19 protein-coding genes are annotated in these 22,510 nt (G+C 61.2%); 7 read left to right on the plus strand and 12 right to left on the minus strand.

What is annotated here, in order from left to right; translation table 11 throughout:
- Positions 1-59: 59 nt before the first annotated feature.
- Genes K8B33_RS01145 through K8B33_RS01155 form a run of 3 tightly spaced genes read left to right on the plus strand, consistent with a single transcriptional unit; the run spans position 60 to position 3,039 of the window.
- Positions 60-1,232 (plus strand): SO2930 family diheme c-type cytochrome, encoded by a 1,173-nt coding sequence (locus K8B33_RS01145; RefSeq protein WP_223422360.1) that lies wholly within the window; start codon positions 60-62, stop codon positions 1,230-1,232.
- Entirely contained in the window at positions 1,232-2,359 is a 1,128-nt protein-coding gene (locus tag K8B33_RS01150) for an SO2930 family diheme c-type cytochrome (RefSeq protein WP_223422362.1), read from the plus strand. Before K8B33_RS01145 ends, K8B33_RS01150 begins: the two co-directional genes overlap by 1 nt.
- Positions 2,360-2,391: 32 nt before the next feature.
- Positions 2,392-3,039 carry a hypothetical protein gene (locus tag K8B33_RS01155; protein ID WP_223422364.1) on the plus strand — a complete coding sequence of 216 codons (648 nt, stop codon included), beginning with the start codon at positions 2,392-2,394 and terminating at the stop codon, positions 3,037-3,039.
- 41 nt (positions 3,040-3,080) lie between these two features.
- Here K8B33_RS01155 and K8B33_RS01160 read toward each other — a convergent pair whose 3' ends face one another.
- The gene (locus K8B33_RS01160; RefSeq protein ID WP_223422366.1) at positions 3,081-4,472 is read right to left on the minus strand and encodes a pectinacetylesterase family protein; all 1,392 of its coding nucleotides are present in this window, start codon (positions 4,470-4,472) and stop codon (positions 3,081-3,083) included.
- A 358-nt stretch (positions 4,473-4,830) separates the two neighbouring features.
- Between K8B33_RS01160 and K8B33_RS01165 the strand changes: the two genes are divergently transcribed.
- Together K8B33_RS01165 and K8B33_RS01170 are read left to right on the plus strand one after the other, a co-directional pair.
- Positions 4,831-5,523 (plus strand): lysophospholipid acyltransferase family protein, encoded by a 693-nt coding sequence (locus K8B33_RS01165; protein ID WP_223422368.1) that lies wholly within the window; start codon positions 4,831-4,833, stop codon positions 5,521-5,523.
- Positions 5,524-5,579: 56 nt separating this feature from the next.
- Entirely contained in the window at positions 5,580-5,843 is a 264-nt protein-coding gene (locus K8B33_RS01170; protein ID WP_223422370.1) for an acyl-CoA-binding protein, read from the plus strand.
- Between the two features lie 39 nt (positions 5,844-5,882).
- Here the strand turns inward: K8B33_RS01170 and K8B33_RS01175 are convergent, their stop codons facing one another.
- From K8B33_RS01175 to K8B33_RS01215, 9 genes are all read right to left on the minus strand, one after another.
- A complete protein-coding gene (locus tag K8B33_RS01175; RefSeq protein WP_223422373.1) occupies positions 5,883-6,743 on the minus strand; it encodes a MerR family transcriptional regulator in 861 nt (286 codons plus the stop codon).
- 69 nt (positions 6,744-6,812) lie between these two features.
- Positions 6,813-9,050, minus strand: coding sequence for a selenide, water dikinase SelD (gene selD / locus K8B33_RS01180; RefSeq protein ID WP_223422376.1), 2,238 nt, complete (start codon positions 9,048-9,050; stop codon positions 6,813-6,815).
- Positions 9,047-10,555, minus strand: a complete 1,509-nt coding sequence (locus K8B33_RS01185) for a PhnE/PtxC family ABC transporter permease (RefSeq protein WP_223422378.1) — start codon at positions 10,553-10,555, stop codon at positions 9,047-9,049. Before K8B33_RS01185 ends, selD begins: the two co-directional genes overlap by 4 nt.
- Positions 10,556-10,593: 38 nt before the next feature.
- Positions 10,594-11,256, minus strand: coding sequence for an ATP-binding cassette domain-containing protein (locus K8B33_RS01190; RefSeq protein WP_223422381.1), 663 nt, complete (start codon positions 11,254-11,256; stop codon positions 10,594-10,596).
- Positions 11,256-12,122, minus strand: coding sequence for a putative selenate ABC transporter substrate-binding protein (locus K8B33_RS01195; RefSeq protein WP_223422383.1), 867 nt, complete (start codon positions 12,120-12,122; stop codon positions 11,256-11,258). Before K8B33_RS01195 ends, K8B33_RS01190 begins: the two co-directional genes overlap by 1 nt.
- 86 nt (positions 12,123-12,208) lie before the next feature.
- Positions 12,209-13,297, minus strand: coding sequence for a tRNA 2-selenouridine(34) synthase MnmH (gene mnmH / locus K8B33_RS01200; protein ID WP_223422385.1), 1,089 nt, complete (start codon positions 13,295-13,297; stop codon positions 12,209-12,211).
- A gap of 10 nt (positions 13,298-13,307) precedes the next feature.
- Positions 13,308-15,503 carry a YgiQ family radical SAM protein gene (locus K8B33_RS01205; protein ID WP_223422388.1) on the minus strand — a complete coding sequence of 732 codons (2,196 nt, stop codon included), beginning with the start codon at positions 15,501-15,503 and terminating at the stop codon, positions 13,308-13,310.
- A gap of 159 nt (positions 15,504-15,662) precedes the next feature.
- Positions 15,663-16,652: an alpha/beta fold hydrolase gene (locus K8B33_RS01210; protein ID WP_223422390.1), complete on the minus strand. Its 990-nt coding sequence runs from the start codon at positions 16,650-16,652 to the stop codon at positions 15,663-15,665.
- Between the two features lie 173 nt (positions 16,653-16,825).
- Positions 16,826-17,731 (minus strand): metal-dependent hydrolase, encoded by a 906-nt coding sequence (locus K8B33_RS01215; protein WP_223422392.1) that lies wholly within the window; start codon positions 17,729-17,731, stop codon positions 16,826-16,828.
- A gap of 148 nt (positions 17,732-17,879) precedes the next feature.
- Between K8B33_RS01215 and K8B33_RS01220 the strand changes: the two genes are divergently transcribed.
- Positions 17,880-18,947 (plus strand): AraC family transcriptional regulator, encoded by a 1,068-nt coding sequence (locus K8B33_RS01220; protein WP_223422395.1) that lies wholly within the window; start codon positions 17,880-17,882, stop codon positions 18,945-18,947.
- Here K8B33_RS01220 and K8B33_RS01225 read toward each other — a convergent pair whose 3' ends face one another.
- Both K8B33_RS01225 and K8B33_RS01230 read right to left on the minus strand, forming a co-directional pair.
- The gene (locus K8B33_RS01225; RefSeq protein WP_223422397.1) at positions 18,948-19,862 is read right to left on the minus strand and encodes an alpha/beta fold hydrolase; all 915 of its coding nucleotides are present in this window, start codon (positions 19,860-19,862) and stop codon (positions 18,948-18,950) included.
- Positions 19,863-19,899: 37 nt separating this feature from the next.
- Positions 19,900-21,627, minus strand: a complete 1,728-nt coding sequence (locus K8B33_RS01230) for an N-acyl-D-amino-acid deacylase family protein (RefSeq protein WP_223422399.1) — start codon at positions 21,625-21,627, stop codon at positions 19,900-19,902.
- 148 nt (positions 21,628-21,775) lie between these two features.
- Between K8B33_RS01230 and K8B33_RS01235 the strand changes: the two genes are divergently transcribed.
- Positions 21,776-22,438: a TetR/AcrR family transcriptional regulator gene (locus K8B33_RS01235; RefSeq protein ID WP_223422401.1), complete on the plus strand. Its 663-nt coding sequence runs from the start codon at positions 21,776-21,778 to the stop codon at positions 22,436-22,438.
- Positions 22,439-22,510: the final 72 nt, after the last annotated feature.

Consider the following 22,510-nt stretch of genomic DNA (forward strand, 5'->3'; position numbering starts at 1 on the left):
TCATGGCGCGCCTGCTTGCCCGCCATGGCAGATGTCTGCCCTCAGGTGAGGAATCTCTGATGCATGCAGTACGCACGTTGGTGTTGTGCATGATGGCGGGGCTGCTGTTGCCCGCCTGCGGTGGTAGTAGTGGTGGTGGCGGATCATCCCAGGTGCGGGAATGCGGTGTCAGCGAGGGCGAGATAAATCGCGCCATGCTGCTGCAGGACAGGCCGCGATTGTCAGATTATGACCTGTTCCAGGATCACTGCAATCCCACGGCCATGCCACGGGAAAACGGGGTGCGCTATGAGCTCACCAGCAGTCTGTTCTCGGATTACAGCAGCAAGTATCGCTTTGTATTTTTGCCGCCCGGTGAGTCGGCCACCTGGGATGATACGGAGGCATTCGAATTTCCTGTGGGCACGGTGATCACGAAAACATTTTCCATGCCGGCAGATACAGCCCATCCGGGTTTCGAGAACGAGCGCCTGCTTGAAACCCGCCTGCTGATCCGGCGGGATAGCGGCTGGGTGGCCTTGCCGTATATCTGGAATGCGGCGGGTGACGAGGCCACATTGCGTATTACCGGTGGTGGTATACCGGTATCGGTAGTCCACGATGGTGCCCAGCGTGACTTCACCTACCGGGTGCCGGACGTTAACCAGTGCAGTGCCTGCCACCAGTTCCGCGTCAACGGCTCCGCCATCATCACTCTCATCGGACCCAGAGCGCGCAGCCTGAACCGGGATGTCGATTATGGCATCGGCCCGCAAAGCCAGCTGGCTCACTGGGTAGATGAGGGCCTGCTCAGTGATGCCCCTGCCGATCTGACGGCCGTTGACACAGTGCCTGAATTCTCGAACGCCGACGCAGCGTTGATTCCCGGTATGAGCGATGCGCAACTGTTGCGCCATGCCAAGGGCTACCTGGATATCAACTGCGCCCACTGCCATCGCCCCCAGGGCAGTGCCAGTACCTCCGGTCTGTTCCTGGAATTCTGGCGGGATTTCGCCACCCAGCCGACGCAGCATGGTGTCTGTAAACGCCCCATTGCCTTTGGCGGCGGCACCTTGAGTTACGACATCGTGCCGGGGGATGCGGCGGCGTCGATCCTGCACTATCGCATGGGGTCATTGCAGCCTGGCCACAGTATGCCGTCGCTGGGAAAAGCGACGCCCCATACCGAAGGCCTGGCGTTGATTGGCGCCTGGATTGACAGGATGCCCGCCTCAGACTGCGATGGTGCTTGATGTGGTGGCGGCCCCTGGTTGGAAACGGGTGGGCGCTCCTGGCGGCTGCCGTACTGGCGGCATGCGGTGGGGATGGCCGGTCAGGCGCTGAGAGTTCCCTCTGCGCCGCAGAGGGGGAGGGCGTCAACTGGTCGGCGCTGGCTCAGGAGAATTGCCCACGGCTCAGTGACTATCGGTTGCTGGATGAGCTGGGCGAGTCTCGTGCGCCAGCGTTGGGGTTTACGCCGTCTGTGGCACTGTTTACGGACTATGCACGCAAAACCCGCGCCATCTACCTGCCGCCCGGTGGGCAGATGCAATTCGACGACACGGCACCCTTTGCCTTTCCCGATGGCAGTGTGTTGCTGAAGACCTTCTCGCTGCCGACGACCACCACGGACACGGCGCCGCATACGCGGGTGGAAACGCGACTGCTGATCCTGCGCGCAGGGCGCTGGTATGGCCTGCCCTACGTCTGGCGAGAGGATGGTACGGATGCGGATCTGCGAATGGGTGGCGCACTGTTGCCACGGCAGATACTGCGCGATGCCGTCCAGGTGGATTTCATGTACAGAGTGCCGGATGCAGGGCAATGCGCGCTGTGTCATCAGCAACAGGACCCGGGCGGGAATGGCCGCGCTCTGCTGCCTGTCGGTTTGCGCGCCCGCTATCTCAATCATCCCGGGCCAGCGCCCTCATCAACGAATCAGTTGCGCCACTGGGCCGAGCAAGGGCTGCTGCAGGGCGTCCCTGATGCACTGGGCGACATCATGAGCGTCCCGGTGGCAAGCGCTGACAGCACGACACTGGCGCAACGTGCCAGGGGCTATCTGGATATCAATTGTCGCCATTGTCATGTGGATCAGGGCAGTGGTGGTTTGTCCGGTTTGCGACTGGGTTATGAGGAAGACCCGGGCAGTTTGCGCTACGGTGTCTGTAAACAGCCACCCGGGTACGACGGTGGCGCCGCAGGGCTGGATTACGACATCGTGCCCGGCGATGGCGCGGCGTCCATCTTGCCCTACCGCATGGCGCATACCGCGGCGCGCGACCGCATGCCGCCGCTGGGCCGCTCGCTGGTGCATGAGGAAGCTGTGGCGATGGTGCGAGCCTGGATAGACAGCATGCCGCCGGTCTCGTGTGACTGATTTGAGGGAGGCCCTTTATAGGGAGGCAAGCCATGAAAAAGATAATGCTGCTAGGTACCGCAGGCGTGTTGGCGCTGGGTGCTGCGATCACACTGATTGACGGGTCGATCGAAAAAGAAAGCGCAAAAGAAAGCACAAGACATGACCGCAATGATGCCGTCTCCATAGCGGTTCAGACGAGCATCCCGCCGCTGGCGCCAACCCCGGAACAGCATCGCGATAATGCCATGCTGGCGAGCGAGATCACCGCGTTCGAGGCGCGCCGGGATTTTCTCGATGCGTTGCAATCGTTTCTGGAAGCGCCGGAGACAGTGGCCGAAGCGCAACGTGCGGACACCGCAGAGGACTATCGTGAGCGGGTGCGTGAGCACGCTGAGCGCGGCGAGTTTTCCGCCGCAGAAACCCTGATGCTGGAACTGGCACTGCTACGTCATCAAGTGCCTGACGATGTGTACGAAGCGCATGCTCAGGCATTGATAGCGCACTATGCGGATGACAGCGCAGCCCGTGAGGCGGCATGGCGAGCGCAAGCAACGCAGACGCATGCGGCGTACAAGGAGCGTGAGCGTGCCGTGGTCGAGGAAGTACGGGCGATGGAGCACTTTCCTGACGGTATGACCCGGGGCCAGTATCTGCGCGAGCGTCTGCAGGCCGAGCGGGAAAGACTGGCCGACGACTGACCTGCTGCAGGTATCACAGCAGGTCAGCCTCGTGCCCGTGATTACAGCAGTTGATCCAGCAGATAGTAGAGCAGGTTGAACGGTTTTTGCCGGTCAATCTGCGTATCCGTTTCGGAAGCCTGCATCACCGCACCGGTGCCCTCCATGACGTTGGCAACAAAGTGATTCAGTTCCAGCCCCTGTTCCTGAATGTCCGAGTTGGCAAACTCGATGATGCTGGTGCAGTGGCTCTCATTCACGGCGCGGTAGCGTGGCAGGTAGTAACCCACGTTATCCAGGCCAGCAAGGTCAGACTCCAGGCGAGCGGTATCGGCATGCCAGCGTTGCAGTATCAGTGCTTCCCGCACCGCCGGGTCCGGTTCATCTGCGATCTCATCGAAGAACCGTTCGTAGGAATAGGACGAATAGTTCATATCATCCCAGAAATGGGTGTGGCCCATACGATCACCCGGTAGCGCGGCGGAGAGGGCGGGGTAGAGGGTGCCCAGATCGTCCAGATCAAGCAGCGGCAATTCGCTGGCGATGTAGTCCAGTGGCCCGTTGGGCGCATCCAGCCCCCAGGCGGAGCGAATGTGCTGTTGCAACGGCAGCGACGGGTATTGCGCCGGATCGCCGTTTGCGGGCGCCGTGAAAACCGGCCCGGAATCATTGATCAGATAGCTGCGCGTGGGGGCGAGATCCCGGCGTGTCGTGTAGTAGTTGGTAAAGCTCCCGGCACCGCCGGCACTGCAGCCGGTAGCCAGCATCTGCCCTGAACGTTGCAGGTTGTCCTTCAGCCAGGCAATGGTGGCGCGGGTGTTGCGAATACCGTTGTGATGCCAGACCAGGGGCTCAGCGTCACCTGTGGGGTCGTCATAGACCGCGACGGTATCACCGGAATAGATATCGCCGGTGCAGTAGGGCACGTACACCATGTTCCAGTTCTGCGTCTTGACGCGGGTCCAGGGATGGGCCCGCACGACAAACGGACTGACCAGGCTGGCGCCAGGGTTCAGCAGGCTCATGTAGTCGTCGGGGATGCCATCCGGGTTGCGGGCACCACGAATGCCGAAGTCACCGCTGCAACTCTCATAGTCCCAGCAGGCACCGCCGCCTTCAAAATAGACGATGGTGTTGCTGGTGTTGGGCACCCGGTTGACGAAAAACTTGTAGGGCGAGCCATTGCCACAGACGGCACCGGTTTCCGGCGCAAGCTCGATGGTTTGCCAGGCGTAATAGTTGCCGGGGGTGAAGTTGTCATAGCCTTGCGGGTTGCTGATCAACGGATAAGGGCCTTGTTGATCTGCTTCAGTGACAGGATTGTCGGGCGCTGGTGGGCTTACCAGGTTCAGTAGCGTGCGAAACGCGCTGTAGTCGCCGAGTTCGGCAGAAGCCGTCGGTGCAAGCAGCGTGGTTGCCAGGGCAATGGCAAGTGTTGCAGCATGGTTTTTCATGATTCTCTCTCCTTGATTATTATTCCCGTTTTATTAACCAGGTAATATTTTTCGAGCAGGTAATAGTGCAACCGCCGCGGCCGTTGTGACCTGCGACAGACCCCCTGAGTACGGCTGGGAAACAGAGAAGAGATGACGCTGATAAAGGAATCACTACAAGCAGTAGTCATCTGGTTCCAGCCTAGAGAATCAGGGCCTTTCCAGCAATTGGTACTATAGACCCAATTATTATATGCAAAGCATGAAGCGTGCGATTTTTTTCACGGTTTCTGTGTTGAGTGGGTGTGATTAAGCTTATTTTCGTGATGGCAATATGCCATTATAAAAGGCGAAATTTAATTTTAGTGCGCAGAATAATATGAACCATGAAGTGCGTAACGCTGATGTGGATCCGGTCTCGGACGTGGTGATTGGCAAGGCGGTCCCGCGCCGCGGCAATGCCTTCAGCCGCCTTCTTGGCCGAATCATTCTCCGACTGATCGGCTGGCGCATTACCGGCCACTTCCCGGATGTGCCCAAAGCGGTAGTGATCGGTGCGCCGCACAGCTCCAATTGGGACGGCCTGGTGGCGGCGGGGGTGGTGTTGGCATTGCAGGTGCGCATCGGTCTGATGGCCAAGGAGACATTGTTCCGTTGGCCGTTTGCCAGAGTGTTGCGCTGGCTTGGGGGTATTCCCATTCACCGGGACAGCGCGCGCGGCGTGGTCGATCAGTCTGTGGATCGGTTTCGGGAGCGCGAAAAGCTGTTTCTGGGCATCGCGCCGGAAGGAACGCGTACCGCCGCCGAGCAGTGGCGCACCGGCTTCTACATGATTGCGTCCCGAGCCCGCGTGCCGGTGATTGTTGCCGTGCTGGATTATGGACGGCGCGAACTGCGTTTTGCCGATGTGCTCTATCCGGGCGAGGATTATTCCGCCGCCGAGATGGGGGCCGATATGCAACGCATCCTCGGTCACTACCGCGGGGTGGTGCCGCGACGTCCGGAGCGGTTGTCGCTGCCATTGCGCACACCTGAGAATAATGCTGATATAACGCGGCACAAGACTGATTGAATGATTCAGATCATGTCAGGCCATCATCGTCAGGCCACCATCACAGGAGCGACAGCATGACAGACAAGCAGGCTTTTGATCAGGCACAACTGGACGTCAAGACACTGACCAAGCGTCCCGGCAACGACGATATGCTGTTTCTGTATTCGCATTACAAGCAGGGTGCCAGCGGCGATGTGTCAGGAAAACGGCCGGGTATGCTGGATATGGTCGGTCGCGCCAAATATGACGCCTGGGCCAAGCTCAAGGGCATGTCCCGGGAGCAGGCGATGCAGAAGTACATCGACAAGGTTGCGGCGCTGCTGAAAACCCACAAGTAGCAGGTCCGGCCGAAACAGACCAGGCCAGGCCGGACCGGATTACCGGGGCGTGTCCTGGCTTTCCTGCTCTTCCAGATGGGTGAGCACATTGGCCAGCCGGTCCACCAGAATCTTGTTGATCGACTTGTCCAGAATGCGTGCCAGCTCGGCGCTGACGACCATGTCCGCGATAGGGCGCACGCGCTGGATGAAATGCGCCAGTTTGGCGATATCCTCACCACGGGGCAGGTCCTTGTCGCCATATTTGGCGTCCACCAGGTGGGTGACCACCAGCCGCACGAAGCCATCGGCAATGCGGTCCACCTCGGAGCGTACGGAGTTCACCTCATCCAGCAACGCATCCAGCGGGATGCCAGCCTCTACCAGTTCGCGGCCGGCATTCAGAATGCGCGGGCTGGGAACACGCAGGCGATCACCCTCGGGCATCATGTAGCCCAGATTGACGGCCTTGAGCAGCACCTCCTGGGTTAGTTGATCGCCAAAGGATTCCAGCAACTCTTCATAGCTCATGTAGGAGGGCGCTTCGTCACTCCACGGGCTTGTGACGACGACTTCCAGCCCGAGAATGTCATTGAGGTCGCGCCCCTGTTCCCAGGCGGTGAGCAGATCGCGGATATTGGCCAGGGTAAAACCGCGATTGAGCAGCTGCCCGATGATTTTCAGGCGCGCCAGATGCACATCGGAGTAGATGCCGGTGCGGCCGCGTTTTTCTGGCGGCGGCAGCAGACCACGATCCTGATAGGCGCGCACGTTACGCACCGTCGTGCTGGCCTCACGGGCCAGCGCATCAATGGTGAATTCCTTGTGCCCGGACGTTTCCACGGGCACGTCTGCGCCTTGCCGTGTGTATTTACGCAGGCTTTGCAGAATGGCGGACGGTGTCAGCTGGGTAGGTTTCATGCCAGCGATGATAGCGAGGATTGTCGTGCGGCACCACAGGCCCGGTGGGGTTGGCGATGCAAGGTGTGATCACCTCAGCAATCTTGTCTGCCCGCCATCCTCTGTACAGTGACCGATGTGCCAACAGGGGAGGCCCAGTGCGTGCAGCGCCGCGATACAGGCAAGGTGTTGCGCTGCCGGAACGCTGGCCAGCAACCCGCCACTGGTTTGCGGGTCAGTCAGGGCCGTCAGTAGTGGATGTCCCGCGACACCCGGCGCCAGATGGCAGCGGGACAGCACCACATCATTGGCCGGTTTCAGGCTGCTGCCGATGCCTTGCCCGGCCAGCGTGATGGCGCCGGGCAGCACGGGCAGTGCACTCAGGGTCAGGTTGGCGCCGACCTGGCTCTTGTCCAGCATCTCCAGCAAATGACCCAGCAGACCGAAGCCGGTGACGTCGGTACAGGCGGTAGCGCCGTGCTGCGCAAACACACCGGCGGCCGGGCCGTGATTCGCCAGCATGCTTTCCAGCGCAGCATCCAGCCAGGGGCCCTTGCAGCGCTGGCGCATCTGCGCCGCCAGCAGAATGCCGGTGCCGAGGGGTTTGGTCAGCAGCAGCACATCGCCCGGGCGTGCCCCTTTTTTGTGCAACAGCTTCGCGGGATCGGCGCTGCCATTGACGGCGAAACCGGCGGCCATCTGCGGGCCCTCGATGGTGTGGCCACCCAGCAGGCTGCAATGGCTCTCCTGCAACGCACTCAAGGCGCCCTGCATCAATTGCCGCAGATCCCGTTGCTGCAGGCGCGGATGATTGTGGGCAATACTGACGGTGGCCAGAGCGGAGTGCGGCGTGGCATTCATGGCGTGCAGATCGCTCAGTGAATGCAAGGTGGCAATGCGGCCGAACAGCCAGGGTTCGTCGATAAAGGCCGGGAAATAGTCCTGGCTCTGTACCAGCAGCTGCCGGGCCGGCCAGCGCACCAGTGCCGCATCGTCGCCGCTGCGGAAATCAGTCAGCACCTCGTCCCGGGGATAGCCCTCAAGGCCTTCAAGCGCGTGGCGCAGGGCGTCCGGTCCGAGTTTGGCGCCACAGCCCTGGCAATGCATGGCCGCCGTGCCGTCGGTCTCCCTGGTGGCCATCGTTTGCCTGGCCGGCAGATCGCTGAAGAGACGCATGAAATTTCGGTCTATGCGGTTTTTCCAATGCCATACCCAGGCGCCGCTCGCACTCAATCCGCCCCGGCTGGCCACGGCGAAGGGGCGTTCTGTCGAGAGCCCTGTCGAGAGCCCTGCCGAGAGCAAGGACAGAAAGCGCCGCTGCGGCGTGTAGTTGCGACAGGCTTTTTGAAAGTGCTCAGGGCCGCGTTCCGCAAAGGTCGCGAGATTGTGCGCCAGCACCGGTGCCTGCCTTACCGCATAGACGCCGGCGCGAGGCAATTGCAGTCCCTCCAGCCAGGCACAGTCCCCGGCGGCGAAAACCGCCTTGTGGTGCAGGCTCTGCAGGTTTCTGCCGACCCGCACGAAGCCCTGTTCGGTGACGGCCAGGCCGGACGCTGCAAGCCATGGCGCACCGCAGGCACCGGTGCACCACAGCAGGAAGTCGAAAGCCTCGCTGCCGCCGTTGTCATCCGTCAGTTGGTGCGCGTCCACGCGGGCAACATTGAAGTGACTCAACACTCGCACGCCAGCATGGGCCAGTTCTCGGGCCATGGCCTGGCGCGCCCTGGACGGGTAGCCCGGCAGCAGCTGGCCGCCGCTGACCAGCGTCAGGCTGGCGCGGATCTGTTCGCGACTCAGCGCCCGGGCTATGGCCAGTATCATCTCGGTGCCACCGGCACCGGCGCCCACCACACAGATGCGCGCCTGTTGCTGCGGCTGTTGACGCAGGCGTGTCAGCAAGGCGTCCCAGCGTTGGCGAAAACTGCTGACCGGTTTGACTGGCACCGCATGCGTGCGCGCACCGGGCACGCTGTCCAGATCAGGGGTGCTGCCGATATCCAGACTCAGCATGTCGTAGTGAAGCGGTGCGCCATGGGCGAGGGTTAGCTGACGATGGTCGGCATCCAGCGCGACAACACGATCCCGGACAAAGCGCACGTCGGCCCATTGGCACAGCCTGCGCAGATCAATGTGCGTCTCTTCCTCGGTGTAATGGCCCGCCACCAGCCCCGGTAGCATGCCGGAGTAGGGCGTCAGGCTGTCTGGCGACACCAGCGTGATACGCGTGTTGGCCAGCGGGCGCATCCCCAGGCGGCGCAGCACCAGCGCATGGCTGTGGCCGCCACCGATCAGCAGCAGATCCTGGCTGGCGCCGTCGTGATGGTTCATGGCATGGGCTCCCGTGCAAACTGGCCGCTGTTGATGGAAAGCCGCAAGTGTTGCCGCAATCGGCGGGACAGATGGTCCACCAGCAGATTCAGGGCGACGGCGAGGCCGATCAGCACCAGCGCCCGGTCAAAACGGAATTCGGCGAAGGCGGCATCCACGTAATAGCCCAGTGTCGTGATGCCGAGAATACCGAGGATTGCGGTTTCGCGCATGATGATCTCCCAGCGGTATAGCAGCAATGCCAATACATTGGGATAAATGCGCGGCAGCGTATCCCAGGCGTAGCCCTGCAATCCACGGGGGCGATCAGCACGAGCCGGCAAGTACAACGTAAAGCGGCCGGTCAGATAAGCGACGATGGCGCCGGTATGCAAGGCCAAAGCAATGATGCCGGGCAGCATGGATGGGCCCAGCAGCAGTAACAGAATAAACGCCAGCAGGAATTCCGGTGTGGTGCGCATGATCATCAGAAACAGGTGCCCGGCGCCTCGACTGACGCGATTGCCAAACCGGGGCGACACCAGCGGGAACAGCAACAACGCCAGCACGGCAGTGGCCAGCAGTGCTGCGGTGGACAGCACGAGCGTATGCCAGAGCCCCGGCAGTCCTTGCTCCATCATCAGCCGCGCAAACCAATGCCAGAGATCTGCCAGCGAGCCGTCCCCCTTGAGCGGGGCGGGTACGATATCGCTGGTAAAGAAGCGACGCAGCGTGCCTTCTGGAGCACTGGACAAGGGCGGCGCCCACCACAGCGCCGCGCCGAGATACACCGGCACAAGACGCCGGTGCAACCAGAAACGTAACGTGCCGATCAACAGAAAAAAGACGTACAGCACGGCGGCCCCGGCGCTGTAATCCCCCTGCCGGAACGCGGTTTCCAGATGGAAGCCCAGTGTCGGCAAACCGATAAAACCGAGGATCGCCGAGGCGCGCAGTCCGCACTCCAGACGATACGCGCCGTAGGTGCGCAGCGGCCCCATGATCAGTGGCAGGCGAGCGTAAAAAAATGTCGTCAGCCTGCCGCTGCCCTCGGGAAGCGCCAGCGCAGGGCGCTGATCTGATTCTTCCAGAAACTCACCGAACACCTTGGCAAAGATGCCGGCATAGGGAATGGCAATGGCGAGCACGCCGGTGAGCGGCGACAGGCCGGTGAGTTGCAGAAATATCAGCCCCCAGAAGAGTTCATGCACCGCGCGGATGACGGCACTGCCGGCGCGCACCAGGCGATGGTGCCAGAACACCGCGAGCACAAACCCGCCGGCAATACCCAGGGCGACGCCCTGGAAGGCGAAGGCGAGTGTATTGGCCAACGCCTGCCAGATAAATTCGGTCGCGGCCAGATCCGGCGACAGGAAGCCGGTGGCAATACGCCCTATCTCAGTGCCCGGTGTGCCGGTAATAATTTCCAGATCAGCAACAACAAACGCCAGCAGCCCGGCAAGGCCGAGCCACAGGGAGGCAACGCGGAAGCGGCGGGCTGTGGTCTGCCAGCGCTGTTCAGTCATGGCAGCATCCACCAGTGCTGGTACAGCTACTTATACAGCTACTGGTACAGCGCATCGAGATCTGCCAGTGTCAGCGATGCTGCCGGTGCGTCGAGCACCAGACGGTTGTCACGCAAGCCGATGACGCGATCAAAACACTGCAGGGCGAGACTCCGGTCATGCAGTGCGATAACAGCGCTGTCATGTTGTGCCAGCGCCTGACGCAGCAGTGCCAGCCCCTGATGCTCATCCAGACTGGAGACCGGTTCATCACCCAGCAGCACGGGGCGTTGGCTGTAGAGTGCGCGGCCCAACGCCACCCGCTGCGCCTGTCCGCCGGACAAGCGATCGACGCTGGTGCGCCATTTTTCGCTCAGGCCCAACTCTGATGCCAGGGCCTGTATCGCACGGCGCTCTGCCGGTAACGGCCACACCAGATTGGCAAGGTTGTAGAGAGTGCCATGGCGACTCAGTGCGCCCATATAGATGTTGTGGAACACACTGAGCATGGGCACCAGCGCACCCTCTTGCGGACACCAGGCAACCTGCTGTGGTTGCTGCGCACGCAGGGCGCCAAGCAGCGTGGATTTGCCGGCGCCGGATGGGCCCAGCAAGGCGACTTTCTCACCACGCTGAATATTCAGCGTTAATTGCGTGAGCACCACCAGATTGCCCTGGCGCAGCGTGGCATCGCTGAAGTGGAACAGCCCGTCGCTGTGCATCAGTCGAGCAGGTCCAGCTCACGGGCGGTATTCACGATGGGCGCGTAATCGTCATTGCTGGCCGGGATAAAGCCCTGGCGCGGAAAACTTGCCAGAATATCCTCGTCTTCGATGCCGATCAGCACCGCCTGGACTTTGTCGATAAAACCCTCACCAAAACGATTTTCCACGTCACCGCGAATCACCCAGTGGTAGTCGGGGTAGGGCGGTGTGGTCCATACCTTGCGCACGCGGGTTTCATCTACCTGGCCTTCGCGCACTGCCTGATCCCAGACCTTGTAATTGACGACGCCGGCGTCCCAGGCACCGCTTTGCACCAGAGCAATGGTGGCACTGTGATCGCCGCTGAAGCCGACACGGCTGAAGAACTGTTGCGGCGATTGCCCGGTAGCCTGGCGCATGAAATATTCCGGCATGAGACGGCCGGAGGTCGAGCTGCGTGAGCCAAACGTAAAGCGTTTGCCTTGCAACGCCATGGGAAAGGCCTCGGCTGGCTCAATATCGGTGCTGGTGTTGACGATCAGATAGCTCAGGAATGCCGGGTCTTCAACGCCCTGGGCAATAGCGCGGCTGCCGGCAACGAGACGCTGGGCTTGCACACCGGAGAAGCCCCCGAACCAGGCCATCTGCACTTCGTTGTTGCGGAAGGCGGTGACGGCGGCAGCATAGGATTTCACCGGGATGTAGCGCACTTCGACGCCCAGTTCTTCACTCAGGTAATCCGCCACCTTGCCAAAGCGGGTCATCAGGCGGGATTCATCCTGGTCCGGAATGGCGGTGAACACAAAGGTATCGGCCAACGCCGACAAGGGCGCGGTCATAGCAAAAGAAACCGCCAACAAAAGGGCAGTGAGGCGCGTGGTCATTGTGTCGCTCCGTTCAATAGGGAGTGTGAGCCAGACTGTTTTCACCGTTTTCGGCGGGGGCCGTGTCTGGCAATCGGCCCCGGAGATCAGGTTTCCTGTGCGCTGAGAAATTGTTGTACTGCGTCGCGGGTGCCACGGAACAGCGTGTCACCCTCGCGTTTGCTGAGCATGTAGTCATACATCGGGTCGTAATAATCCCGCAACAGCACGCGTATCCAGTCACGGTGTGCTTCGACATCACCGTTTTCACGTTGCAGGGCGAGCGCCGCGCACAGCGTCTCGCGCAATGCGGCGTGCCGTGATCCGCCGAGGCGGCGCTGAATGCGATCCAGCCCCGCCAGCAATGCTTCGCCAAGCCGTGCCTCGGCCTGATCTGCGCCGTAGAAGGCGCGGTACTCGGCAACCGGGCCCAGCACATAGTCTTCCAGTGTCACTTGCACGCGGCTTTCCAGGCTCTCTTCGATCATGACCCGGGGCGCCGACTTCATCGCTGTCTGCAAGGGTATCGGTAGCGCGCAGCGGCCGATCAGACGGCCCTCATCTTCCAGTACCAGCGGCCGGTCACTCGCTTCGCGCAGGCGCAACAGGCCGATGGCCAGGGCGTTCTCGAAATCGATCTGCGCCGGTTGCTCACCCGGGCGGCGTCCGAAAGACGAGCCGCGATGATGGGCCAGACCTTCCAGGTCCAGGGTCTGCGTGAGTTGCTCGATCACCCGGGTCTTGCCGGTGCCGGTGCGGCCACTGAGCAATTGCAGGTGGCTGCGATTGAGGTCTTGCTGAAAGCGCTCCAGCAGGAAACGACGCAGGGCTTTGTAACCGCCGGCGATCAGCGGAATATTGACGCCTTCTTCCTGCAACCATTGCTGAACGGTACGTGAGCGCAGCCCGCCACGAAAACAATAAAGATGGCCGTCGGGGTGTTGCCGATACCAGTCAACCCAGGCGGCAGTGCGAGCCGCCCGCACGTCACCGCCCACCAGTTCATGCCCCAGGGCGATGGCAGCCTCCTGGCCCTGTTGCTTGTAACGGATGCCTATCTGGTGGCGCTCATCATCGTTCAGCAACGGTATGTTGTGGGCGGTCGGGAAGGCGCCTTTCCCGAATTCCACCGGTGCACGCACATCCAGAAGCGGCACGTCAGCAAGAAACAGCTCAAGGAATTGCGCATGGGCCACGAGCAGTATCCTAACGTTGACGGCGCGGAGGCAGCCCGGTGTGCTGGGTGAGCACTTTCCCGCCTCGCTTGTCCGGCTTGCCGCGCCGGGTGTTATGCGCTTGCTGGGAATTCTTGCGACGGGGAGCGCGATATTCGCCTTTTTCATCCGGCTGGTCTTTGGGGATCAGCTGATGCTGCCCGGGGCCGATCAGATCCGCGCGGCCCATTTTCTTCAGGGCGGCGCGCAGCAGCGGCCAGTTCTTCGAATCATGGTAACGCAGGAAGGCCTTGTGCAAACGCCGTTGCTCGGCATCCTTGACGATGGTGACGCGCTCGCTCTTGTAATCAATGCGGCGCAGCGGATTGCGGCCGGAATGGTACATGGCGGTGGCGGTTGCCATCGGGGACGGGTAGAAGGCTTGCACCTGATCGGCGCGGAACTTGTTGATCTTCAGCCAGAGCGCCAGATTCATCATGTCTTCGTCACGGGTGCCAGGGTGCGCCGCGATAAAGTAGGGAATAAGGTACTGTTCCTTGCCCGCCTCTTTGGAAAATTTCTCGAACATGCGCTTGAACAGATCATAGGAGCCGATGCCCGGCTTCATCATCTTGTTCAGCGGGCCGTCCTCGGTATGTTCCGGGGCGATTTTGAGATAGCCGCCGACATGGTGCGTGACCAGTTCGCGGACATACTCCGGGTCCTTGACGGCCAGATCGTAACGCAGGCCAGAAGCAATCAGGATCTTCTTGATGCCGGGCAGGCTGCGGGCTTCGCGATACAGTTGCGTCAGCGCAGAGTGGTCGGTATTCAGATTCTCGCAGATGCCGGGGTAAACGCAGCTGGGTTTACGGCACGCCGCTTCGATTTCCCGGGTTTTGCAGGCAATGCGGTACATGTTTGCCGTCGGGCCACCCAGGTCTGAAATCACGCCGGTAAAGCCGGGCACCTTGTCCCGGATTTCCTCGATCTCCCGCAGAATCGAATCCTGTGAGCGATTCTGGATAATGCGTCCTTCGTGCTCGGTGATCGAACAGAAGGTACAACCGCCGAAACACCCGCGCATGATGTTCACGGAGAAACGGATCATGTCATAGGCGGGAATCTTTTCGCCTTCATAGGCCGGGTGCGGGACCCGCGCATAGGGCAGGCCGAAGACGTAATCCATTTCCTCGGTGCTCAGTGGAATCGGCGGCGGGTTCATCCAGATGTCCTGGTCGCCGTGGCGCTGGACCAGCGCCCGGGCGTTGCCGGGATTGGTTTCCAGATGCAGTACGCGGTTGGCGTGGGCATAAAGCACCGCATCATTGCGCACTTTTTCGAAGCTCGGCAACCGGATCACGCTGCGGTCGCGATCCCGGTGCGCGTGCCAGCGAATCTGCACGACCTGTTCGGCGTCAGGATCAATCTGCTGGGCGTTACGTTTTTCCAGCTCGCAACTGTCCAGTTCCTGGGTATTGATATAGGGATTGATGATGCGATCAATCTGCCCCGGGCGGTCGACACGGGTGGAGTCCACCTCCAGCCAGCCTTCCGGCGTGTCACGGCGCACAAATGCGGTGCCGCGAATATTGGTCATGGTGCTGAGATCTTCACCGCGGGAAAAACGCTGGGCGATCTCGACGATGGCGCGTTCAGCGTTGCCGTAGAGCAGGATGTCGGCGGCTGCATCCACCAGAATGGAGCGACGCACCTTGTCCTGCCAGTAATCATAGTGAGCAATGCGGCGCAGCGAGGCTTCGATGCCGCCCAGTACCACCGGCACATCCGCCCAGGCCTCACGACAACGCTGGCTGTACACAAGGGAGCAGCGATCCGGTCGCTTGCCTGCCATGCCGCCGGGGGTATAGGCGTCATCGGAGCGCGCTTTACGGTCGGCGGTATAGCGGTTGATCATGGAATCCATGTTGCCGGCGGCAACACCGAAGAACAGATTGGGCCGGCCGAGCTTCATGAAATCATCTTTGCTGTGCCAGTCCGGCTGGGCAATGATGCCGACGCGAAAACCCTGCGCCTCCAGCAGGCGCCCGATGATGGCCATGCCGAAGGAGGGATGGTCCACATAGGCATCACCGGTCACGATAATCACATCGCAGCTGTCCCACCCCAGCAAGTCCATCTCGGCCCTGGACATGGGCAGAAAGGGTGCTGTGCCGAAGCATTCAGCCCAATAGCGCGGATAATCGAACAGGGCCTTGTCGGCCCTGGGCATGGCAATGGCGGTCATAAAGCATTCCGAAGCGGCGGGCCGTGACGGCGCCGACTGATGGCTGTGGCCGCATTCTACCTGAATCGCCGGTGTTCAGTCTGCTTTAGAGGGCTGCTGCGGAAGGCGCGCCTTAACAAAGATAAAGCAGGGCGCGCGGGCGCGGCCCTGCGGGTCGGATCAGTGTTGCTGACTGCGCCGGGCGTCGCGCCAGTGGCTGCGCAAGGTGCGTGCGGTGAGCCCGGGGGCTTCCAGCATCGGCAGGTGGCCCACACCCCGGAAGATGCGCTTGCTGGCATGAGGGATCAGGCTGTGGAAGGTGTCGGCGCAGCTGACATCCAGCACGGCATCCTGGTCGCCCCACATGATCATGGTCGGGCAGGTCACCTCACTGAAGACCTGATTCGGGTCCTCATCAATGTCGAGCATGTCCCGGAAAATACGGTGATTCACCGGGTGCCGATGCACCATTTCCCGATACATGATCGGTGTCAGCAGGGCGCTCAGGCTGTGGCGATTCTTGTAGGTCACGATGCGGAACAGCCGCGCCACATCAAACATGCTCGCCGGGATCAGCGGGTTTTCACCCCGTTGTAATGCCGTTTCGAAATCACTGGCGCGGCTGCCGCGCATGCCGGCGGCATTCATCAGCGTCAGGCTGGCGATCTGATCGGAAAAGCGTGCTGCGGTAATCCCGGCGATGGCGCCGCCCATGGAATTACCGACCAGGTGCACCTTGCCGCTGCTGATCTGGCTGACAATGCGGTGCAGGCGTTCGGCCTGGGTCGCGAGCCGATAATTGGAACTGGCAACAAAGTGACTTTCGCCAAAACCCGGCAGATCCGGGATGATCAGGTGATACTGGCGGGCCAGCAGGCCGGCCAGAAACAGCCAGTTTTCCTTGCTGGCGCCAAAGCCGTGCACCAGTACCACGGTGTCGGCGTCCATGCGGCCGCCTTCCAGAAAGGTGACCCGGTGCTGATCCAGCCACAGATGCCTGCGGCGCAGGCCGGAGACCGCCACCTGGCTGCGGCGGGCCAGATTCCAGATGCTGCGGGTGGGGCGCCAGCGGGCGAGCAGGGCAGGGTCCGGTGCATGGGCATCATTGGCCAGGAAGGCCTGACCCACGGTCTCGACAAAGCTGCCGGTGCTGGTGTGTACGTTGTTCATATTGTTATCTCCCGGAGGGACGGGCTTATTGTGATGGCAAACTGTCACATCTGATTTTTACATTATCTGATGTCACAGTGAGCCACAATAATATTTTTATCCGAGGAGAGTGGCTGAGACGAGTGGTTGAGAAGAGTGGCTGGGTCAGGTGCCTGACCCAGCCTTCCGCCGCTTCAGTGCTGGCCCTGGGCGGTGGGGAGTGGGACCTCCGGCACGCTGTCCTGATGCGAGCTCTGGGCCTGTTCCTGGGCAGCCAGGATCGCCCGCCACTCGGCGATCAGCGCGCTGTTGTCCTCCTGCCAGGGATGGAAATCCGGGCGCAGGAACGTCAGAAAATCCGGGATGGTGCGGGTCAGCACGCCGTTGATGCCGAACAGGCGCCACATGCCCCGGGCGAGCACCAGCGGGCGGCGGTGCAGGCGGTCTTTCTTGAGAAAGGCCCAGGTGTATTTCCCGGTGTAGGTGCCCAGCGCCAGTGTGGCGGCCAGCAACGTCCGCACGCGCATGCGGTAGCTGCCGACCACGTCCTGGTACAGATCAAAGGCAACGGCCTTGTGCTCGATTTCCTCAATGGCGTGCCATATCCACAGGGCGCGGACAGAGGGATGCATGCTGGCCAGCAAGGCGGGGTCTTTCAGCAGTCGGTTGGCCAGAATCGCGGTGATGTGCTCCAGCGCGGCAGTGGCTGCCAGCTGCTGTTTGGCCGAGAGCCGTTCGCGCCCCTGTTTGATCAGGTGACGGGCCAGTTTCTGGCCGCCCTCGGCTTCTTCACGGTAGCCCTGGCTGGCGAGCATATGGTTGAAGCTGTCATGCTCCAGCGAATGCATGGCCTCCTGCCCGATAAAGCCGGAGATCTCGGCTTGCCGTGTCTTGTCAGTCACCTGATCACGAAACGCGCGCACGGCATCGACGAAGAATCGCTCGCCATCGGGAAACGTGAGTGACAAGGCGTTGAGAAAATGTGTCAGCACCGGGTCATTGCGGAACCAGTGGCGCGGCACATCCTCGAATGCAAAATCCATGCGTTGTGGTGTAATGCTGACGTGCGCCGGTTTACTGATGGCGGCAGTACGTGACATAACAGAGTCCTCTGTGGCCGGTGAATCGGGACCAGTTGGCCCCGGTGACACGCGTGAGGGCTGCGGGATCATGGCGAACCGGGCAGCGACTCGGTATATCTTGGGCTTCATCCCTGTGTGATGTCTGGTAGACGGAGACCATATTTCAGTGAATTCAGTCCAGACACGGCCCCTCCCGGCAAATCAGCCCGGTGTGCCGGCAATCTATCTCTTGCTGTTATGCGACGTGGTCAAAAGCCTGGGTTTTGACGATCACCAGGTGATCGAAGGGCTAGGTGTGGACCGTAGCAGTCTGCTGGACGGTCAGCGCCGGGTGTCGTTGCAGATATGCCACACCGCAGCTTGCCGTGCAGTCGCCATGGCGGGTGATCGGGGGCTGGGGCTGGCCTATGCCCAGGCGTTGAATGTCACGCTGCACGGGTCGCTGGGCATGATGGCGTTGTCCAGCCCCTCCATCACGGCGGCAATGAACGCGGCGACCGAATACGTGACGCTGCGGGCGCCTTTTCTGTCCGTGACGCAGGTGTTTGACGGCGATACCGCCGTGATCCAGGTTGCAGCGCGCTGGAGCCTGGGAGAGCTGGACCGGTTTGTCATGGAAGCCATGCTGGCTGGTTTGGCACATATGGCAGGTCAGTTGCTGGGCGCACCACTTGATGGCGCCGAGATTCGGCTGACCGGCGCGTGCCCGGATTACGTCAGGGCCGGAGAGCTGCTCGGGGAGAGCGGCTATCAGGTGCCGGTGCCGATTACCTACGGGCATGACAGCTGCCAGCTGCGGGCGCCGGCCAGTTTACTGGAAGTAGCGCCCAGGCTGGCCAATCCGACTGTCGCGGCGTTGGCGCGTGAGCAATGCGAGCAGGAATTCCGTCAACTGTTTGCTGCACAGACGCAGCCACCGGGTATGGTCGAGCGCATTACCGACATGCTGCGCGACTGGCCGCAGAATCAGGCGCTGCCTTCCCAGGATGAGGTGGCGGGGTTGTTGCACACCTCGACCAGCACGCTGAAGCGACGGTTGCGGGAAGAAGGCAGTAATTACCGGGATCTGATGGAGGTGTTGCAGTCTGAACGCGCCCGCGAGCTGCTGGAAGACGGCCGCCTGGGCATCAGTGAAGTGGCCTGGCGACTGGGTTACAACGATGTCTCCAATTTTTCCCGTGCGTTTCGGCGCTGGACCGGGAAGACCCCACGCCAGTGGCGTGGGGGTGCCTGATCACTCTCTTGCGGTTGACTGGTTTGAGGGCAACTGGGCAATAAAGGCCTGCCAGGCGCCGAGCGTTGCTGCGGGTGCCTCCATGTGCGGGTAATGGCCGATGTCAGCCAGCTCGCGAATAAAATGCTGCGCCCCGACAAGCTCCCTGAAACGGGCAACCATATGTGCGCCGGACACAGGGTCCGCACTACCGTTAATGACCGCGAGTGGCACACGGGTATCCGTGAGCGCACCGACCCATCGGCTGCGATGCTGCCGTCGTTCGCGTATGTAGCCGAGCAGCGGCGGCAGGCAGCGCAGGCCCTGATTGTGATTGACCAGTTGCCATACTGCTTCCAGTTCCTCCTCCGACGGTTGGGTGCTGGCACCGAACACCGAGCAGAACGTTTTCAGCAATTTGCCGCGGGAAGTCAGCCGAGCCAACAGCGGACCCAGACGGCTTGCCATCAGTTTCTGCATCGGTCTGGCAAGGTGCGTTTCCGGGAAAAGACCGCCGTTGAGCAGCGCCACCGACAGATAACGTGATTGCGGTTTGGCGTTGTCCCGGGCCAGCATTTCCTGCACTACCGTATCGCCATAATCATGGGCGAGCACATGACATTGCTGCACGTCACAGTGTGCCAGCGTCGCTTCGACGATGCTGGCTTGCTCAGCCATGTTGTAGTGATGCGGGTAGGGTTTGGCGGAGAAACCCAGGCCGAGCAGATCCGGCACGACAACACGAAAATCCCGGCACAGCTCATCCAGAATCAGATTGAAATCCCAGCTGGATGTGGGATAGCCATGCACCAGCAACAAGACCGGTTTGTGGTGGGCTGCAGGGTCACGTTGCAGCGTATCAATAACAAAAATCTGCTGCCCGTGCAGGTTGGCAAAGTGCCCCAGTTTGCGCCAGGCCTCCAGCGAATACTTCATTGCTCAGCTCCCGCTGTTGTTGTCGTTATGGTTGACCTTATCCACGCAACTGCGTGCGTAGCAGTCTGCCGAAGGCTTGCTTGCCGGCCTGCGCATGGGGTGTGCCGTTATCCATCGCGACATGGCCGCTGACGATAACCTGGCGGACGGCTTTGCCGGATTCAGACACCATACGCATGGCGTTATCAAAACCGGGATCATTGGTTTCCTGCGGCCCGGTGAGATCCGTTGCCAGCGCGGCAGGATCGAGAATCATGATATCCGCCGGGCGGCCTGCGGCAAGCTTGCCGGTATCCAGCCCGAACCAGTCGGCGAGCTCGCCGGTAATGCGCCAGATTGCTTTTTCCACCGGCATGGCGTCATCGTTGAGCATGGCGTCACGCAGGAACCAGAGATGGGAGTTCTGAAACGCCATATTGCGGTTATGCGCACCGGCATCGGAAAAACCGAGCTGAATATAAGGATGCTTGAGGTGCTGGCGCAAATAGGCCGGCCGATCATTGGCAATGACGGTATGCCAGCGAATGCTCTCATCAAATTCGGCAATCAGGTTGATAAAGGTGTCCACCGCAGACGTGCCGCGCTCGCGGGCAATGTCCGCAAAAGTACGATTGACCAACGTGCCATCCGGGCAGGCGACAACGGTCATCAGCGACAGATCCTTGTGGAAACTGCTGTTGAATTTTTTCAGCCACTCCTGGCGCATCTGCGCACGCCAGTCACTGTCGCGGTAAAGCGCTTCGCGCTGACTGCGCGTATCGGCATTCATCAGACAGGCGCTGGCGTGCATTTCCTCGAATACCGGCGTGTTGCAGCCATCACTCCACAACTCGAACGGCACGGCCAATGACTGAAAGCGCATGTCGCCGCGAAACAGACCATTGATCACCGACGCCAGTCGTTGGGTGAGCGGGCCAAGGCGGCGGTTGGCGGTGAAATCGAGACTGGTGAGCATCGACAATTTCATCGGCTTGCGGCGAATGCCACTGCTGAGCATGGCCAGTATCGGAATCAGGTGCCGGCGCCCGGCATCCGGTGTCGCCTGCATGACGCGACCGTGCTGGCGCAGTACATCCGCCAGCAGGCGGAACTCCGCCATGGTGGCGTAGTGAGAGGGCGCCGAGGCACCGTTGTACTTGAAGCCTTTCCAGCGGTGCCACTGCAGCATATCAACGCTCAGGCCGAGAAAGCCGGCATCGAGGGCCTCACTCAGCATGGTGCGCAGGGCGCTCTTGTCGCCCCAGGTCAGCGTCGTTGGCGCCAGGCAACGTTGTTTGCCGAGCACGCCCAGGCGCAAGTTCGAGTGCCCCAGGAACGTGGCCACGTTGATGCCCAGGGGCAGTTTCTCAAGATGGGCGTAGTACTCTGCGGGCGTGTTCCAGTCCTTGTTGCTGAACCAGCGCTCCAGGATGTGCCGTGGCAGGTTTTCGACTCGCGAGAACATGTCTGCGATGTCATCGGCATCACCGACCGCCGCCGACAGGGAGCAGTTGCCGAAAATGACCGACGTTACCCCATGGCGCATGGATTCGGTCAGCGCCGGGTTATGCTCCACCTCGGCGTCATAATGCGTATGGATGTCGATGGCACCGGGCGCAACCCAGCAGCCGCCGGCATCAATTTCGCGGCTGGCAGTGGCCGTGCTGTTCGCCTCTATGGCCTCGATACGGCCAGCCCGGATCACCAGATCCGCCTGGCGGGGCGGGGCGCCGGTGCCGTCATATACGGTACCGTTACGAATAATCAGATCTGCTGCAGCGCTCATTCAGGCTCTCCCGGGCTTGTTGATCAGCATGTTATTGATATTGTCATCAATCTATACTCCACCGATAATACTAACGAACGTTAGTTCGTCAAAGACATATCCGCTGAACCTGTGAGCACAGTGGCCAGGGCAGGGCGAGGAGACAGGCGTGAAACAGACCGGAAACACGAAGGGCAAGGCCTCTCCGGGGGCACCACAGGCTGCGGCCAGAGCTCTGCCGGGCACACGGGAACGGGTGCTGGATGCGGCGCTGATCTGTTTTGCCGAGCGGGGTTATGCGGCCACCAGCATGCGCGAAATCGCCCGCCAGGTGGGCATACAGGCGCCATCGCTGTACAACCACTTCAGCGGCAAGCGGGACATCCTCGCCGCGCTGCTGGAGCGCCTGGGCCCGGCCAGAATGACCCGGGCACTCGCGGAGATGCCCGCGCCGGTTTCGGCGCAAGCACTGCACGAGGCGCTGTTGACGCTACTGTTCCAGCTCTGGCGCGATGCCGACGAGAACCGGCTGATGCGTCTGTTCTGTGCTGAGGCGCTGCACGATCCGGAGATCGGTGCGATGCTGGAGCAGCAGGTATTCGTCCACGAAAAGGCGCGCCTGGCGGCGGCCATCAGCGCTATGTTGGGCCCTGGCGTGGAGCAGGCAGCGTTGGCAGAAACCTATGCGGCCCTGTGTATCGCGGTGGGGTTTGGCAAGCGTTTCCAGCTTTTGCTGGGGGAGGACGATCCGGCGCGCCTGGATGCGATCTGTGCCGAGACGCGCGTCCTTTTTGGTGCGGTGGCCGGGTTGTTGCCTGACGAACCGCGTTAGTGGTTCTCCCTCAACAAGCATTTCTGCGAATTCGTGAGGAATAAAAAAGGCCGCAGAAGCGGCCTTTTTCAG

The organism is Alcanivorax limicola, assembly GCF_019931215.1.
GTDB classification, from domain to species: Bacteria; Pseudomonadota; Gammaproteobacteria; order Pseudomonadales; family Alcanivoracaceae; genus Isoalcanivorax; species Isoalcanivorax limicola.

What these genes read in the sequence shown, in the direction of transcription:
- K8B33_RS01215 (WP_223422392.1), bottom strand. Translation starts at nt 17,731, where the DNA reads ATGTCACGTACTGCCGCCATCAGTAAACCGGCGCACGTCAGCATTACA.
- K8B33_RS01145 (WP_223422360.1), top strand. Translation starts at nt 60, where the DNA reads ATGCATGCAGTACGCACGTTGGTGTTGTGCATGATGGCGGGGCTGCTG.
- K8B33_RS01170 (WP_223422370.1), top strand. Translation starts at nt 5,580, where the DNA reads ATGACAGACAAGCAGGCTTTTGATCAGGCACAACTGGACGTCAAGACA.
- K8B33_RS01230 (WP_223422399.1), bottom strand. Translation starts at nt 21,627, where the DNA reads ATGAGCGCTGCAGCAGATCTGATTATTCGTAACGGTACCGTATATGAC.
- K8B33_RS01210 (WP_223422390.1), bottom strand. Translation starts at nt 16,652, where the DNA reads ATGAACAACGTACACACCAGCACCGGCAGCTTTGTCGAGACCGTGGGT.
- K8B33_RS01160 (WP_223422366.1), bottom strand. Translation starts at nt 4,472, where the DNA reads ATGAAAAACCATGCTGCAACACTTGCCATTGCCCTGGCAACCACGCTG.
- K8B33_RS01155 (WP_223422364.1), top strand. Translation starts at nt 2,392, where the DNA reads ATGAAAAAGATAATGCTGCTAGGTACCGCAGGCGTGTTGGCGCTGGGT.
- K8B33_RS01175 (WP_223422373.1), bottom strand. Translation starts at nt 6,743, where the DNA reads ATGAAACCTACCCAGCTGACACCGTCCGCCATTCTGCAAAGCCTGCGT.
- K8B33_RS01150 (WP_223422362.1), top strand. Translation starts at nt 1,232, where the DNA reads ATGTGGTGGCGGCCCCTGGTTGGAAACGGGTGGGCGCTCCTGGCGGCT.
- K8B33_RS01205 (WP_223422388.1), bottom strand. Translation starts at nt 15,503, where the DNA reads ATGACCGCCATTGCCATGCCCAGGGCCGACAAGGCCCTGTTCGATTAT.
- K8B33_RS01185 (WP_223422378.1), bottom strand. Translation starts at nt 10,555, where the DNA reads ATGACTGAACAGCGCTGGCAGACCACAGCCCGCCGCTTCCGCGTTGCC.
- K8B33_RS01165 (WP_223422368.1), top strand. Translation starts at nt 4,831, where the DNA reads ATGAACCATGAAGTGCGTAACGCTGATGTGGATCCGGTCTCGGACGTG.
- K8B33_RS01195 (WP_223422383.1), bottom strand. Translation starts at nt 12,122, where the DNA reads ATGACCACGCGCCTCACTGCCCTTTTGTTGGCGGTTTCTTTTGCTATG.
- K8B33_RS01225 (WP_223422397.1), bottom strand. Translation starts at nt 19,862, where the DNA reads ATGAAGTATTCGCTGGAGGCCTGGCGCAAACTGGGGCACTTTGCCAAC.
- selD (WP_223422376.1), bottom strand. Translation starts at nt 9,050, where the DNA reads ATGAACCATCACGACGGCGCCAGCCAGGATCTGCTGCTGATCGGTGGC.
- K8B33_RS01190 (WP_223422381.1), bottom strand. Translation starts at nt 11,256, where the DNA reads ATGCACAGCGACGGGCTGTTCCACTTCAGCGATGCCACGCTGCGCCAG.